Below are 15,292 nucleotides of genomic sequence, written 5' to 3' on the forward strand. Positions count from 1 at the left end.
ATAGTGTTGCTCGTATAATCTTTCACCTCTAAAACAACAAGGCCAAGGTCTGGCCCTATTATGACAAAATCCGGCCTTCTTCCCCGAATCTCCGGTTCGTAGTAAACAATATAATCACTTGGCAAATGGTTTTTCAGACATTCAAACAACATTCTCTCTCCAGCCGTCCCTCCCCTAGGGATTGTTTCCGGTACCATATAAGCCACGATCTGTCTCTCCTAGTACATTATTCCTATTTCATTTCATTATAGTATAAATGGCAGCAAAGAAGCAGACGAAAATACGGATGAGCCAAATCGTGGCAACAGATTTGCCGCAGAAAACCAAAAAACACGAGTCCGCCCAACTCAGGAGCAAACTCGTGTCCAATCCGCTTCGCCGCAGCGTACAAAGCGCTTTACTCTTTCACCGCAAAATCAATCCCGCCGAGTCCGTCCCAGCGGGCCGATACGACATCGCCTGCAAACAGCTGATGAGCTCCTGTAATTCCCCCGGATAAAATGACCTGCCCCGCCCGGAGCTTCTCACCTTTTCTGCTGAGCATGTTGGCCAGCATCGCCACAGAGTGGGCCGGGTGCCCCAGCACGGCGGCTCCCGCTCCCAAATCCTTCATCTGTCCATTAATCGAAAGGGTCACTCCGACGAGGTCGAGCTCCAATTCGTCCGGCCTTTTCATCCGGGAGCCGAAAAAGACCCGGGATGACGAGGTGTTGTCGGCGATGACATCGGGTAGCGTAAACTCGAAGTTTTTGTATCGGCTGTCGATGATCTCCAGCGCCGGGAGCACGTACTCCGTGGCAGCCAGCACCTGCGCTCCGGTGACGCCCGGTCCCGCGATGTGCTCGCCGAGAACAAAAGCGATTTCCGCTTCCACCTTTGGATGAATCAGCTCACTCAACGGAAGCATGCCGTTGTCGATCGCCATATAATCGAAAATGACGCCGCAAATCGGTTCATGCACGTTCATTTGCTTCATTTTGGCCTGGCTGGTCAGGCCCATTTTCAGCGCCAATACACGGTGGCCCTGCTCTTTCTTGATCGCAATCAGCTCCTCCTGAATCAGGTAGCCATCCTCAACGGACAGGTCGGGATACTCTGCCGTCAATTTCACGATCTCCTGCTTGCCAAGCTCGGCGTCCACAAGCTTTTGCGCGAGTGATCTGCATACTTGTTCCGCGAGCATGCGCTCCCCTCCTATCTGCTTTCCACAGCTGCCTTCTGCTTCGCGATCTCGGCGGCGACATCGATGATCATGTCCTCCTGCCCGCCGACGGCCTTTCGCGCTCCAAGCTCGATCAAAATGTCTCGGGAATCGATCCCGAACCGCTTCGCCGCCCGCTCCGCGTGCAGGCGGAAGCTGGAATAGACGCCGGCATAGCCGAGCACGAGCGAGTTTCTCGTAATCTCCTGGGGCACCTGGATCAACGGTGCCACGATTTCTTCCGCCAGATCCATCATTTTGTACAGATCGATCCCGGTCTGGATACCCATCCGCTCCATCACGGCGGCGAACACCTCTGTCTGCGTGTTGCCGGCTCCGGCTCCCAGACAGCGGACACTGCCGTCGATGCGCGTAGCTCCTTCCTTGATGGCGGCCAGCGTATTGGCCATCGCCAGTGACAGGTTGTTGTGGGCGTGAAAGCCGACCGGGACTTCCAGGCTTTCCTTGAGCGCCCGGACTCGCTCCGCGACCTGGCCTGGGAGCAGCGCTCCGGCGGAATCGACGATATAGACGACGTCAGCTCCATAGCTTTCCATCAATTTTGCCTGCTCCGCCAGCTTGGCGGGCGGGGCCATATGGGCCATCATCAGAAAGCCGACCGTAAGCAGCCCCAGCTCCTTGGAACGGGCGATGTGCTGAGCCGAGATGTCCGCTTCGGTGGAATGGGTGGCGATCCGCGCCATCCCTACACCAAGCTTGGCCGCGGCATTCAAATCCTTGATCGTGCCGATCCCCGGCAGCAGCAAAACGCCGATGGTCGCCTGCCTGCAGACGGAAACGGCCGCTTCGATCAATTCCATTTCATTCGTGCGCGACAAGCCGTATTGCAGAGAAGAACCGGCCAGCCCGTCTCCGTGAGAGACCTCGATAAAGGGCACGTTTGCTTCGTCGAGCGCACGGGCCACACGGACGACCTGCTCGACGGTAAACTGGTGGTTGATCGCGTGACTTCCGTCGCGAAGCGCTACTTCGGTGACGAGAATCTCCCGTTTATCAGTCATTTCCCTTCCCTCCCTTTCAGACGGACGCCGCCCCGACGTGAGGCTTGGCGAATTCCTCCGCCACTTTGACCGCAGTCGCGGTCATTATGTCCAGATTTCCTGCGTATTTGGGCAGGTAATCCCCCGCGCCTTCCAGCTCCAGCACCACCGTTACGCGGTTGCCGTCAAACAGCGGCTCTGTACGGAGGCGATAGCCGGGCACGTATGACTGAATAAAGGCAACGGTCTGCTCGATAGAAGCGGTTATTGCCTGTTCATCCACCTCGCCCTCCACCAGCGCATACACCGTGTCCCGCATCATGATTGGCGGCTCGGCCGGGTTCAGGATGATGATCGCCTTGCCCTGTTTGGCCCCGCCAATCACTTCCAGACCGCGGGCGGTCGTTTCGGTAAATTCGTCGATATTGGCACGGGTGCCCGGACCCGCGCTTTTGCTGGAGATGGCCGCGACGATCTCCGCATAGCTGACAGGGCAAACCCGGTGAATCGCATGGACGATCGGGATCGTGGCCTGCCCGCCGCAGGTGATCAGATTGATATTGCATTCATAGAGATGCTCCCCCAGATTGACGCTGGGCACTACATACGGGCCGACTGCCGCCGGAGTCAGGTCGATGGCGAGCTTTCCGGCCTCCTTCAGCGCTTTGGCGTGACGTATATGAGCTTTGGCCGAGGTCGCGTCAAAAACGATATCGGCAAGCTCCGGGGCATTGTCCAAAAACTGCTTCAGCCCTCCGTCGAACACCTCGTACCCCGCTTTTCTCGCGCGCAACAACCCGTCTGATGCGGGATCTATCCCGATCATCGTAGTGACCTCCAGATATTTGGAGCGCTCCAGCTTCATCAGCAAGTCCGTGCCGATGTTTCCCGATCCGAGGATCGCAACCTTTTTCCTGGACATGGCTCTCCCTCCCTTGACACTTAGCTTGTAAACCGGACACCGACTTCGCCCAAATGGGCAATTCTTGTATGGAACGCATCGCCCGGCCCCGCCGCGATGGCCGCAGACAAAGCGCCGGAGAGAATCACTTCCCCCGCTCGGAGCGGAATGTCGAATTCGGCCAGTTTATTCGCGAGCCAGGCGACGCAGACAGCCGGGTTCCCCAATGCCGCCGCGCCCACACCTGTATTCATTACCTCGCCGTTTTTGTACAGCACCATGCCGGCCATGACGAGATCGATCTGGTCGGGCTTCACCGGACGGCCGCCCAATACGTAAAAGCCGGAGGACGCATTGTCCGCAACGGTGTCCTCCAGCTTGATCTTCCAGTCGGCGATGCGGCTGTCCACGACTTCGAGCGCGGGCACCACAAATTCGGTCGCCAGCAGGACGTCGAGAGCCGTCACCCGCGGACCTTTCAAATCGCGCTTCAGAAAAAAGGCGATTTCCGCCTCTACCTTTGGCTGCAGCACTTTTTTGCAGGATATTTGCCCGTGATTTTCCACGGCCATGCCGCTGAGCAGATGGCCGTAGTCAGGCTGGTCTACCCCGAGCAAGGTTTGCATCGCCAGCGAGGTCAGGCCGATTTTTTTACCCGTAATCACATCGCCCGCTTTCACTTTCCGCCCGATGGTCAAAAGCTGCACACGATACGCGTCTTCTACCGTAATCTCCGGCTCTATGTTCGTAATCGGCTCGACAGCCAGGCCGCTTCTCTCCGCCTCAGCCAGATGGTCGGCGAGCCGCTTGATTTTTCCCTCGTCCATTGCCGCATCCCTCCTACGCGTTGTTTCCGACCGCTATCTTTTCATCGTGACGGTTTTGGCTTCCGTATAGAATTCGAAGCTGTGCCGTCCGCCTTCTCGTCCGATTCCACTCGCCTTCGCTCCTCCGAACGGCGTTCGCAGGTCGCGCACATACCAGCAGTTGATCCACAGCAGCCCGGACTGCACCTGATCCGCCACGCGGTGAGCGCGTCTGAGGTCGTTCGTCCAGACGACGCCGGCCAGCCCGTAGATGGAGTCATTGGCGATCTGGATGGCTTCCTCTTCTGTTTCAAACGGAATAATGACGATGACCGGGCCGAAAATCTCCTCTTGCGCCACCTTCATTTTGTTGTCCACATCGTAGAGCACGGTAGGCTCGTAAAAATTCCCGTCTCCGAGACTGGCGATTCGCTTGCCGCCAAAAGCGAGCTTGGCGCCCTCGGACAGGCCGATCTGGACGTACTCATCCACCGTGGCAAGGTGGCTGCGGGAGACAAGCGCGCCCATATCGGTATCCGGGTCGAGCGGACTGCCCACCTTGATTTTCTGTACCGCCTTCACAAATTTGTCCAGGAATTGATCGTAGATGCTCTTTTGGACCAAGAGGCGCGATCCGGCCAGACAGATTTCGCCCTGGTTGCGGAAAATCGCCTCGATCGACCCTTTCACCGCCTCATCCAGGTCCGCGTCCTCGAAGACGATGTTGGCTGATTTTCCGCCCAATTCGAGCGAAACGGGGATGAGCTGGCTGGCCGCGTTCCGCATCACCGTTTTGCCTGTCGTGGTTTCGCCGACGAACGATATCCGGCTTACATGCGGGTGTGTGGTCATCGCGGTGCCGACTGTTCCGCCCGGCCCTGTCAGGATGTTCAAAACGCCCGGCGGCAAGCCTGCCTCGTTTGCGATCTCGCCCATCATGACCGCGCTCAGCGGCGTATAGGAGGCGGGCTTGACGATTACGGTATTGCCTGCCGCCAATGCGGCCGACGCTTTCCACGTCATCTGCATGAACGGCAGATTCCACGGAATGATCAGGCTGGTCACCCCTGCGGGAGCGTATTTGGCGTAGGACATGAAGCCGTTCATCTCGTAATGCTCATGCGCGAGATATTTGGCCATTTCGGCGAAAAAGCGCAGATTCCAGGCAGCTCTGGGGATGTCAAAGCCGCGGCTCTCCTTGATCGGCTTGCCGACGTCAAGCGTCTCCACCAGCGCCAACTCCTCCACCCGCTCCATGACGAGATCGGACATTCTGCAGAGAATCTTCGCTCTTTCTTCGACGGGCATCTTGCTCCAGACGCCGCTTTCAAACGTGCGCTGGGCCGCCTCGATCGCTTTCTCCACATCCTCCTCGCCGGCATTTGCCACCGAGGCCAGCTTGAGATTGGTCGCGGGATCGACTGTGTCAAATGTCTCCCCGGAGATCGCGTCCACGTATTTCCCATCGATAAACAGCTTCGCGTCCTGCAGCTTTCGCTGATTTGCCTGTGTAGTCTGACTCATGTGAAACCTCCTACTCTTCGATTTCCAGAATCATTTCGACTTCCACCGCATTGTTGTGCGGAAGCTGGGCCATTCCAACTGCGGAACGCCCGTGCCTTCCCTTCTCCCCGAAAATCTGCACCAGCAGATCGGATGCCCCGTTCATGACCTTGGGCTGATCCGTGAAATCGGGGTCGCTGTTGACAAACCCGAGGATTTTCACCACCCGCTTTACGCGGCTCAGCTCGCCGATCTCCGCCTTGACGACCGTCAGCAGATTGAGCATGCATTGCCTGGCCGCGAGGTAGCCCGTTTCCACCGACACGTCGAGGCCGAGCTTGCCGCGGTATTCATCCGTCCCTTGTCCGGCGGTGAACAACAGGCTCCCCACGCGGACACAGCCCACGTAATTTCCTGCCGCTTGCCGGGGAGCCGGGAGCGTCAGCCCCAGCTCTTGCAATCTTTGTTCTGGTGTACCCGCATGTGTAGTCATCTCTTTCTCACCTGCCATCGCTCATATTCAGGAAGCGCAGCGCGTTTTCGCCCAGCATCGCCCGCTTCTGCTCCTCCGTGAGCGAAAGCGCATTGTCAATAACCTCGCCCGGAGGAATTTCCCGCAGCAAGAACGGGTAGTCCGAACCCATCAAAATGCGGTCGGCGCCAAATCGGTCCACCATATATTGAATGTTCAGCGGATCGTAGTTCAGCGAATCGAAATAAAAGCGCTTGGCGTAGTGGCTTGGCGGCTGCTCGGTCAGCCTTAGATGCGGCCATACCTTCCAGCCCTGGTCCAGGCGGGGAAGAATGTAAGGAAATGACCCTCCGCCGTGGGCGAAGCAAATCTTCAGCCGAGGGAATTTTTCCATCACGCCGCCCAGAATCAGGCTGGCCGCAGCCAACGCCGTCTCGCTCGGCATCCCCACCGTATACATCAGGTTGTGCCGCGGCATCCGCTCTCTGCCGAGTGTCTCCCATGGGTGGACAAACAGCGGCACCTCCCATTTCTCGCACATTTCAAAAAAGGGAAGCAGGAACGGATCGTCCAAGTTGTTGCCGTTCACGTTCGTACCGATCTCGATCCCCTTTAGGCCCAGCTCGTGCATGCAGCGGTCCATTTCACGAATAGCAATCTCCGCATTTTGCAAGGGCACGGTCCCAAGCCCGATAAAGCGTTCGGGGTGCTGCCTGACCGTATCCGCGATAAAGTCGTTCTGGATGCGGGCCATCAGCTCCGCTTCCTCCGCGGGCGCCCAGTAGGAAAACGTGACCGGGATCGGCGAGATGACCTGCATATCCACCTTTTCCCGCTCCATGTCGGAAATCCGCTTGGCAGGGTCCCACACCTGATCGGTCACTTCCCGGAATACTTTGCCCGCGACCATGATGTTGGCGCCGCACGCGCAGGTTCGCTGCAGGACGGGCCAGCGCTCGCCTTGAAATTTCTCGGCCAGATTGGGGAGGTCTTCCGGAATGATGTGCGTGTGAAAGTCTACTCGCATTTCCACTCACTCGCTTCCGGAGGCATGACGTGCCCGCAGTTTTTGCATGTGCGAAGCTCCAGATTGCTGTTGAAGCCGTGGATCGCTTCCTTGACCTGCACTTCGATATTGGTCAGCTGCACGGTGGCCCGATGCATTTCCCCGTCGCACTCGTCGCAGAACCAAACGAAGTCCTCCAGTTCTCCTTCCGCGCGGTTTCGCTCGATGACCAGTCCGATCGTATCGGCTACCCGATGCGGCGAATGCGGAACATTCGGCGGAAGCAGGAACATCTCGCCCTCCTTGACTGTAATCACTTCGCGTTTTCCCTCGTAGTTGATGATCTCCACATAGCAATCGCCTTTGATCTGATAAAAAATCTCCTCCGAGGGGTCCACGTGAAAGTCGCGCCGCTTGTTGGGGCCGCCCAGCAGCATGACCATCAGCTCGGCGTCTTTCCAGATCACCTTGTTGTTGACCGGCGGCTTGAGCTGGTCTTTGTTTTCCTCAATAAACTGCGCTAAATGAATCGGTGCCAGGATGCTCATGCAAATCACTCCCGTTCGCTTTTGATGGATGCTTTCCCGCTGCTCAACGCTGTGCAGACAAATCGGCCGCGTCCTTCAGCGCTTTTTGCATCAGCACCACTTCTTTTGCCAGATGGCTGATGCGGCTCAGAACATCCTCGTCCTCAATCTCGTTTTGCTGATTGAAATGGTCCGTGTGGGCGTAGACGAAGCCCGGGGCCACATAGGCCCGGAAATACCCTGCGATTGGCTTCAGCTGGTTCTCCACCACCAGGTAATGCTGGTACGTCCCGCCGTTGGCGACAAATCCCATCACCTTGTTGCGCAGCGCCTGCGGCGGAATGTGGTCGAACAGATTTTTCAGCGCGCCGGTCAGCGACCCCTGGAAGATCGGCGTTCCAATGATGTAGCAATCAGCCGACGTCACAATATCGATCACCTTTTTCGTGTCATCGGGATAGGTGGACGGATCGCGACCATCACACAGGGACATTTTGAAGTCCCTCAAGTCAAGCAGCTCTGTCTCAAGCTCAGGGGCTTCCTTTTTTACTTCTTCCAAGACTTTATGCACGAGGATGCTTGTCTTTGCTCCGATAATGGTTCCGGATATGCCTAGCACTTTCACCGGAAACCCTCCTTTCAGGCAGATTCTTCGATAGACGATAGACTGCTTTTGCCGCTTAGTCGGCTCCGCTTGCCCGCTTGACCGGAAGCGCCGACTCTGCTGTCTTTTTTGCCTCAAACACGCTGAGAGCGTCATCCACAAGGGAAAAAGAACGTTCACGCTTGTAGCTGTTGTAGAAAATCGCCCTTTTGCGGATCGGGTCGCCCGTGTAGTAGCGCTCGTACTGGAGCAGCCGCTGTCCGAACGCTTCGCCGCACAAATCCCAGGCCAGCTTGAACAGTCGGACGCGCTCTGAACCGGAGATTCCCGCCCGCCCGGCGTAGTACTTCTCCATGTCCTCGGCTAGTTCGGGATGCACCATGTCGGCATCCGTCGGAGACATGAGCAGTCCTCCCGCGCCGATGATCTGCAGCACTTCGATGGCACGCGGGTACATTTTCGGGAGCAAGCCGCGAATCGTCTCCAGCGGCACCCAGCCCGGCATCATTTCACCGGAAGGCAACACATCGCATTCCCGCTCGGCTGTCCGCAGCAGCGCCCGGATGCACTCGACAGACTGGATCAGCTCGCCCAGGTCGTTCTGAACGTTCAGATACACGTCCACCCCGATGGAGTCAGCCAGGCGGACCGCCACCTCCGTCGCGAACTGCAGCTTGATCAGCCCTCTCACCCCGGTCTGGTGCGCCGGCTGCTGGGCGATTCCCGTTTTCGGATACAGCCCGTTCGCCGCTTCCACGTTGTTGTACAAAAAGACGCGGTCCCACGGAACCAGCACATCGTGGAAGACGAGCACCGCATCGCTTTCCTCGAACCGGGAGGCCAGCGGATGATCGTACACGGAGCGCTTTCCGTCCTGCATCGGTTCGCGGCAAAGGATGCGCAGTCCCGGCGTATCGATCGGGATCGCAAACGCAAGCGCGTAACGCTCGTCACCAGGCTTAAATCCAGGGAACGAATAGATGATCACTTCATCCGTGATCGGGGCCAGCGTAGCCAGCATTTTCGCCCCTCTGACGATCAGTCCTTCCGGAGTTTCTCTGACCGCTCCCAAATGCGTAAACACGTCCTGCTGTTCATGCGAGCTCTTGCTCCGGTCATTCTGCGGGTTGATGATCGCGTGCGTGAGGAACAGGTCGTTGTCGCGAATGTACCGGTAGTAGCTCTTTACATTTTCCGCCCATTGCGGATTGTACTTCTCCAGAAACGAAGCATTGCTGTACAAGGAGGTGAGGACGATATTGAGAAAATCCGGCGTTCTGCCCATCAGGCCGAAGGTTGCCTTGGCATACGCCTCATACAGATTTCTTCGGTCCTCCAAATCCTCCGCAGTCTTTACCGGCAGGAAGGCGTTGTTCACTCTCTCTCCGGTTTCTTCGCAGATGTGCGTGATCTTGTCCTGATACTCAGGATCATGCTGCATGTCGTACAGCTTCGCGATTTCGCGGATAGGCTGCTGAAAGACGGCCTCATCCCACACGCTTGTCACCCTGCGCCCCTCCAGCCAAATCTCTGGCTGCCGGGACTGCAATCCCTTGATGTATTCAGCGCCTGAACGAATTCCCATAAACAATCCTCCCCTGGCAATGTTGGTTTTTCATCTTGAAACGGATTATAATATCGAATTTTTCCGAAAATTGTAGCGCATTTAACGTTTTTCTCCGTTTTTTGCGAGCAGTTGAACATCCAACATCTTTCCTTCCCGAGAGGAATCACTGGGTCAACCCCAATATTTTCGGTACCAACAGGACGGCATCTTCCCAATAGGTGATCAAAAACAAAATGGCAATCGCCGCCAGCAAAAACGGCATCGTCGCTTTGACCAGCCGTTCAAATTTGACCTCCGCGATGGAGGAGACAATAAAGAGCCCGGTTCCGACCGGCGGGGTCAACAGCCCGATCGTCAGGTTGATGCAGATGATCACGCCAAAATGGATCGGATCGATCTGGAATGCGGTGACGAGCGGCATCAGCACCGGCACTAAAATAATCAGCGCGGCAATGCCGTCCAGGATCATCCCAAGCAGCAGCAGAAGCAGATTGACCAGCAGCAGAAACACAAACGGATTGTCAGACACGGAAAGCATCGTACCTGCGATCAATTGGGGGATTTGCTCGAATGCGATCATCCAGCCGAAGATGTTGGCCATCGCGATCAAAAAGGTGACCGTAGCCGTGCTGATGACGGTGTTGATCAAAATGTGCGGCAGCTTTTTGACATGCAATTCCTTGTACAAAAGCGTGCCTGCAAGGAATGCGACGACGCAGGCGATCGCCGCTGATTCAGTCGCCGTGAATGCCCCGCTCAAAATCCCGAAGATGATGATAAAAGGCACCAGCAGCGCGGGCAAAACTTGGACGGTGCTCCTTAGCATTTCTTTTCCCGACGCGCGTTTGCTTTTTGGAAAGTTGTTCTTATACCCTAAATAGGCGATCAGCGCCGTGAACCCGATCCCGTAAATAATGCCGGGAACAATCCCCGCCATAAACAGCCCGCCGATGGAAGTCCCCGACAGCGTCCCGTAGATAATAAAGATCATGCTGGGCGGGATAATCGGCGCGACAATGGACGATGCCAGCGTCAAAGCCGAGGAGAACTCCCGGTCATAGCCCTCCTTTTCCATTTCCGGGACCATCACCTTGCTCATCATCGCAGCCTGCGCATTGGCCGACCCGAGAATGGAGGCCAGAAACATATTCGATACAACCGTCACATAAGCCAGCCCCCCGCGCACATGCCCCACGAACACCTTCGCAAACTGGACCAGCCTGGTCGTGATGCCGCCTCCGTTCATCAATTCCCCCGCAAGCATAAACAGCGGGATCGCCAGCAAGCCGAAATTCTCCAGGCCGGAGTACAGCCGCATCGGCGTAGATGTGAGCAGTGTCGTGTTCCCCATGACGAAGAAATAGACGACCGTGATCATGCCCAGTACCAGGGAGATCGGGATGCCCATCAACAAAAAGAGCAGAAACAGCAGAATTACCAATGTGGTCAATGGGCTTCCTCCTCTCGTATCATCCCGATCAGATTGGACAAAAGATGAATGGCAGCGCACGTCAAGCCGATCGGTACCGCACTGAACGGAATCCACATCGGAAGGAGAATGGCTGTGGACTTTTGAAAGGCGACGCCCGGCGACAGTACCCACGCATAGCTGTAATAGAGCATCACCGCCAGAAACGCTAGCATCAGGACGTGACCCATGATTCCCACCATTTTCCTTGCCTTTGCCGTCGCGTACTCAAGCACAATGGTAACGGCGGCCTGAGACCTGTACTTCAGTCCCAGACTGCCGCCGATAAAGCTGACCCAAATCAACAAAAAGATCGACACCTCCCCCGCCCAAGACAAGGGGGCGCCCAGCACGTAGCGAAACACAACAGCCAGCGCGACAATGACAGCCATCGCGAACATGAGAACAACGGCCACATACTTTTCCACCGCAGAAATAAAATCGCTCAATGCTTTCATGGTTTGTTCCCCTTTGACTGCCTATTTGCGGAATGTATCGATAAACTCTTGTATGAGCGGGTTGGTCGGTCCGTATTTTTGGTCAAATTGCTTCATGATGGGCGCAAAGAGCTTTGGATCGATCTCGTAGACTTTCATCCCTTTGTCGCTCAGCGTCTTTTTGAACTCTTCTTCCTGCCCCGCTCTTGTCGTCGCGGAGAAGTCTGCCGCCGCGGCGATAGCATCGCGAATGATCTGCTTGTCCTCATCCGGCATCTTGTCGAATGTCCCCTTGCTGACCATCGCGACCGCAGGCCACACCATGTGATTGGTTACAGCCCCGTACTTCACGACCTCGTAGTATTTATTGGTAATGGTCGCATCGAGATCCATGTCTATTCCATCGATCACGCCCGTCTGGACGGCGGAATACACCTCGGGCAGCGGCAGCCCTTCAGTCGATGCCCCTGCAAACTTGTAAAAATCCTGCAGCGGAGGGCTCGGGGTTACGCGCAGCTTTAGTCCTGCCATGTCTTCCGGCTTCAGTACCTCCCTGTCTTTAAACAGCATCACGCGCTGCCCGGCGAACAGGTAGTCAAGGCCCACAAATCCCTGCTCCTCCAATGTTCCGAGGATCTTTTTGGCTACGTCGGTATGTCGGGCTTCATTTGCCGCCATCAGATCGGGAAAGGCATACGGCGTAAACCAGGCTGAGAAGGAAGGGGACCTGGAGCTGAGGTAGGCAGCCGTAATCAGGCCAAAATCGACAGAACCGGCGCCGATTTGCTGAACCATGTCGGCTTCCGTGCCCAATTGGCTGGAAGGGTAAATCTCCAGCTTCATCCGTCCCCCGGAGCGCTTGTCCAGCTCTTCTTTAAATTTTTCTGCTGCCAGATGCCACGTGTGCGTCGGCGGTGTGATATGGGCCAGCTTAAAATTGTAGCTAGGCTTTGAATCTCCGCCTGCTGCCGCGGTCTGGGTGGAAGCGTTGCCCGGCGCTGCGCTTCCGCCGCCGCAGCCTGTTGTCATGACAATCATCAGGCAAGCGGTTAAAAGGGACGCCCCCCATCTTTTTGCCTTTTCCATTGACTACCCCTCCATTTTTTCGTATACGAACTCATTCATGAAGCTTTGCCGCAGCTGGATTTACCTGTCGGTTTGGTTTTTGTGCGAGTGAATTAATATCGGAATCTTTAGATAATTTAGCGCCTGCCTGCCGTTTTAGGTAAAAAGTGCGGTGCTATGATTTTACTAAACGGGAGACTGAAGTATTGTAAAGCGCTTAACGTTGTTGCCACATTTTTTGACAAAAAACGGCTTGGTTTCCGGTCTGAATGTAAACCATTTAACATGATTTCTGTTTTTTTGCTTTGTCCCTACTTCACACATTGAAAATGCCTTTTTTCTTCATCTATAATTGTTGTTGTGAAAGGTTCTGAAAATTTAGAATTAGTTCTGGAGGACTATCCGGAAAACGGTTTTGGCGAAGGGGTTTGGAGGCAATGAGCCTGTTGGAAAATGTCGTCTGCGTTTCTTCTCTTATGCATAAAATGGTCTTATGCTTTGAAGAGGATTTTACGCTCGGAGTAACGGATCGAGAAAAATTTTTAACCTATATACCGGGTAAAACCTTGCAATTTGGCCTGTCGCCCCACGCCCCGATCAAGGAGAGCAGCCTGGCCAACCACATCTTGAAGCAAGGTCTGGCTGTCAGCAAGGTGATGGATTCCTCCGTGTACGGCATCGCCTATCTGGCCGGCGGACTTCCTGTCAAGGAAAATGGAACGATTTCCGGCGTCCTTGTGTTTGGAGTCGGTCTGAATCGACAAAATACGCTGACACAGATCGCCGAGCATTTATCGTCGATCGTTGAGGAGGTTTCCGCGCAGTCCATCCACATGCAGAAAAGCTCCGGGGTTTTATCCTCGCACAGCGAAAAGCTGTACGCTGTCACGACCGGGATGCTGGAGCAGCTGCAAACGACTTTTACCGTGTTGAAATCGATCTCGCAGATTGCCAAGCAATCGGAAATCCTCAGCCTGAATGCCTCGATTGAGGCCGCACGGGCTGGCGAACACGGCAGAGGCTTCAACATCGTCGCCGGAGAAATGCGCCGCTTGGCCGCGATGTCCGGAGATTTCGCCAAAGAAATTTCCCGGAACCTCTCTCTTCTGCAAGCAGAAATGGCCTCGATCTCGGAGATGGTCTTGGACTCGAAAAATCTTTCCCAGGGACAGACAGAAGGCATAAGAGAGCTGGCTTCTGCCATTCAGGAAGTAACCCAGAAAGCCACTCTGCTCCAGCAGATGTCTCAAATTCAGTCAAACATCCCGACCAGATAGCCGAAACCTCCTCTCGTGCCCTACGTTTTTCGAGCATCCACAATTCCAATTGTAAGGAGTGTTCGATATGGTATCTCCATTTGAAACCGATGTGAAGTGGGAGTCGTTCCTGAAAAACGGGACCCGGCAATTTTGCAAAGGAAAAACGATCATATACAAGCAAGGCACGATGGGGGAAGGGTTTTACTACCTCCATAAAGGCTTGGTGAAAATCATTTCCTCAACCGTAAAAGGAAATGACCGTCTGTTAAACATCGTGGTTCCCGGCCAGATCATGGGCGTCCAGTCCATGGATCGGCAAACGCACTTCACCACGGCCGTCGCCGTAAAGAACTCCGTCGTCTACCACTTCTCCTGTGCCCAGTTTCAGGAAATGCTCAAGGCTCAACCCGAATTGCTTTCTCTCTTTACGCAAACGGTCAGCCAAAAGCTGCGCATTCTCCTTTTTGCCATCAACATGAAAGCGCTTACCTCCGAAGAGCAAATTGCCTCTCTCCTTTTGAATCTTTGCGACGATTTTAAAAACTACGAGGTTCCGCTCACCCAGCAAGACCTGGCGGACTGTGCCGGATTGACGCGGATCACCGTGTACAAGATTTTGAAGCAGTGGAAAGAAAGCGGGATCATCGAGATCAAAAACCGGACCTTTGTCATCCAAAAACCGGAATTGCTGCGCTATCCGTATCGGTACACCCAGACAGCGATCACTGTCTAGCCTCCGTTGTGCAAGGCAGATCACAAATAAAGGAGATCGGCATGACAAATCTGCGTTACAAGTGGACCCCGTTTTTGATGTATGGCCAAAAGCTGGAGTTTAAAAAGAACGCGACCGTCTATCGCCAGGGTGAACAAGGGAACGGTTTTTACTACCTGGATCGGGGCGGTTTAAAGATCATTCTGTTATCCGCGAACGGACACGAGCGCACCATCGACTATGTGCCAACCGGCGGACTGTCAGGTGAGCACGGGGCCTTTAAAGGGCCCTACGTCACGTCCGCCATTACCACTTCCCCCTCCGTTCTGTACTTCTTCTCCGATGAAGCGCTGTCCAATGTATGCAAAGACCACCCCCAGGCCGCCGTCCTCTTTACCAATTCGCAAATTTACAAGGTTCGGCTGCTGGCTGAAATCATCGCATTTCAGGACTGTCCGGTCGAGCAGCAGATGGCCCATTATTTGATCAGACTCTATACGATTCACGAAAATGAAAACGTCCCCATCGATCAAGCGTCATTTGCCCGCTACATTGACACCTCCCGCATCACCGTAAACAAAATTCTGCAAAAATGGCGCCAGCAAGGGCTGATCGAGCTTTCCAGCCGCGGTGCGATTCGTATTGCAGATGTCGAAAAGATCAGGGAAATTGCTTATAAAACCGGGGAGCTGGAAGGAATGAGCCTTTGGAAGTAGGCCGCTTCTTGCCACAAAGCGGAAAAAATCCCCCAGGAAATCGGGGG

Annotated in this window: 17 protein-coding genes; 3 read left to right on the plus strand and 14 right to left on the minus strand. The window is 55.2% G+C overall.

The genetic code is table 11. From position 1 onward, the window contains the following. The 14 genes from Q3F21_RS15305 to Q3F21_RS15370 all read right to left on the minus strand — a co-directional run. On the minus strand, nt 1–206 hold a 206-nt coding region (locus tag Q3F21_RS15305; RefSeq protein WP_340254510.1), incomplete at its 3' end, for a nuclease-related domain-containing protein. Nucleotides 207–397: 191 nt separating this feature from the next. Then, nucleotides 398–1,183: a 2-keto-4-pentenoate hydratase gene (locus Q3F21_RS15310; RefSeq protein WP_340254513.1), complete on the minus strand. Its 786-nt coding sequence runs from the start codon at nt 1,181–1,183 to the stop codon at nt 398–400. 11 nt (nt 1,184–1,194) lie between these two features. Beyond that, nucleotides 1,195–2,223 (minus strand): 4-hydroxy-2-oxovalerate aldolase, encoded by a 1,029-nt coding sequence (gene dmpG / locus Q3F21_RS15315; protein WP_340254516.1) that lies wholly within the window; start codon nt 2,221–2,223, stop codon nt 1,195–1,197. Between the two features lie 16 nt (nt 2,224–2,239). Beyond that, nucleotides 2,240–3,124: an acetaldehyde dehydrogenase (acetylating) gene (locus Q3F21_RS15320; protein WP_340254519.1), complete on the minus strand. Its 885-nt coding sequence runs from the start codon at nt 3,122–3,124 to the stop codon at nt 2,240–2,242. Between the two features lie 20 nt (nt 3,125–3,144). Then, entirely contained in the window at nt 3,145–3,930 is a 786-nt protein-coding gene (locus tag Q3F21_RS15325; RefSeq protein ID WP_340254522.1) for a 2-keto-4-pentenoate hydratase, read from the minus strand. 33 nt (nt 3,931–3,963) lie between these two features. Beyond that, complete coding sequence (locus Q3F21_RS15330) at nt 3,964–5,433, minus strand: aldehyde dehydrogenase (RefSeq protein WP_340254525.1); 1,470 nt, start codon at nt 5,431–5,433, stop codon at nt 3,964–3,966. A gap of 10 nt (nt 5,434–5,443) precedes the next feature. After that, nucleotides 5,444–5,905, minus strand: a complete 462-nt coding sequence (locus Q3F21_RS15335) for a RidA family protein (RefSeq protein ID WP_340254528.1) — start codon at nt 5,903–5,905, stop codon at nt 5,444–5,446. A 7-nt stretch (nt 5,906–5,912) separates the two neighbouring features. Continuing rightward, nucleotides 5,913–6,911 carry an amidohydrolase family protein gene (locus tag Q3F21_RS15340; RefSeq protein WP_340254757.1) on the minus strand — a complete coding sequence of 333 codons (999 nt, stop codon included), beginning with the start codon at nt 6,909–6,911 and terminating at the stop codon, nt 5,913–5,915. After that, complete coding sequence (locus Q3F21_RS15345) at nt 6,902–7,438, minus strand: 3-hydroxyanthranilate 3,4-dioxygenase (RefSeq protein WP_340254531.1); 537 nt, start codon at nt 7,436–7,438, stop codon at nt 6,902–6,904. The genes Q3F21_RS15340 and Q3F21_RS15345 overlap by 10 nt, the downstream gene beginning before the upstream one ends. Nucleotides 7,439–7,481: 43 nt before the next feature. After that, entirely contained in the window at nt 7,482–8,042 is a 561-nt protein-coding gene (locus Q3F21_RS15350) for an NADPH-dependent FMN reductase (RefSeq protein ID WP_340254534.1), read from the minus strand. A 55-nt stretch (nt 8,043–8,097) separates the two neighbouring features. Next, nucleotides 8,098–9,606: a 4-hydroxyphenylacetate 3-hydroxylase family protein gene (locus tag Q3F21_RS15355; RefSeq protein WP_340254537.1), complete on the minus strand. Its 1,509-nt coding sequence runs from the start codon at nt 9,604–9,606 to the stop codon at nt 8,098–8,100. 145 nt (nt 9,607–9,751) lie between these two features. Next, nucleotides 9,752–11,038, minus strand: a complete 1,287-nt coding sequence (locus Q3F21_RS15360; RefSeq protein WP_340254540.1) for a TRAP transporter large permease subunit — start codon at nt 11,036–11,038, stop codon at nt 9,752–9,754. Further along, the gene (locus Q3F21_RS15365) at nt 11,035–11,514 is read right to left on the minus strand and encodes a TRAP transporter small permease (protein WP_340254543.1); all 480 of its coding nucleotides are present in this window, start codon (nt 11,512–11,514) and stop codon (nt 11,035–11,037) included. Before Q3F21_RS15365 ends, Q3F21_RS15360 begins: the two co-directional genes overlap by 4 nt. Before the next feature lie 21 nt (nt 11,515–11,535). Beyond that, nucleotides 11,536–12,579, minus strand: coding sequence for a TRAP transporter substrate-binding protein DctP (locus Q3F21_RS15370; RefSeq protein ID WP_340254546.1), 1,044 nt, complete (start codon nt 12,577–12,579; stop codon nt 11,536–11,538). A gap of 416 nt (nt 12,580–12,995) precedes the next feature. Here Q3F21_RS15370 and Q3F21_RS15375 point away from each other — a divergent pair, with 416 nt between their 5' ends. The 3 genes from Q3F21_RS15375 (at nt 12,996) to Q3F21_RS15385 (ending at nt 15,245) form a co-directional block, all read left to right on the plus strand. Then, entirely contained in the window at nt 12,996–13,835 is an 840-nt protein-coding gene (locus Q3F21_RS15375; RefSeq protein WP_340254549.1) for a methyl-accepting chemotaxis protein, read from the plus strand. A 67-nt stretch (nt 13,836–13,902) separates the two neighbouring features. Then, the gene (locus Q3F21_RS15380) at nt 13,903–14,550 is read left to right on the plus strand and encodes a Crp/Fnr family transcriptional regulator (RefSeq protein ID WP_340254552.1); all 648 of its coding nucleotides are present in this window, start codon (nt 13,903–13,905) and stop codon (nt 14,548–14,550) included. Nucleotides 14,551–14,591: 41 nt separating this feature from the next. Continuing rightward, nucleotides 14,592–15,245, plus strand: coding sequence for a Crp/Fnr family transcriptional regulator (locus Q3F21_RS15385; protein ID WP_340254555.1), 654 nt, complete (start codon nt 14,592–14,594; stop codon nt 15,243–15,245). Nucleotides 15,246–15,292 lie beyond the last annotated feature (47 nt).

Origin of the sequence: Brevibacillus borstelensis (assembly GCF_037834415.1) — a bacterium.
Taxonomy (GTDB): Bacteria; Bacillota; Bacilli; order Brevibacillales; family Brevibacillaceae; genus Brevibacillus; species Brevibacillus borstelensis_A.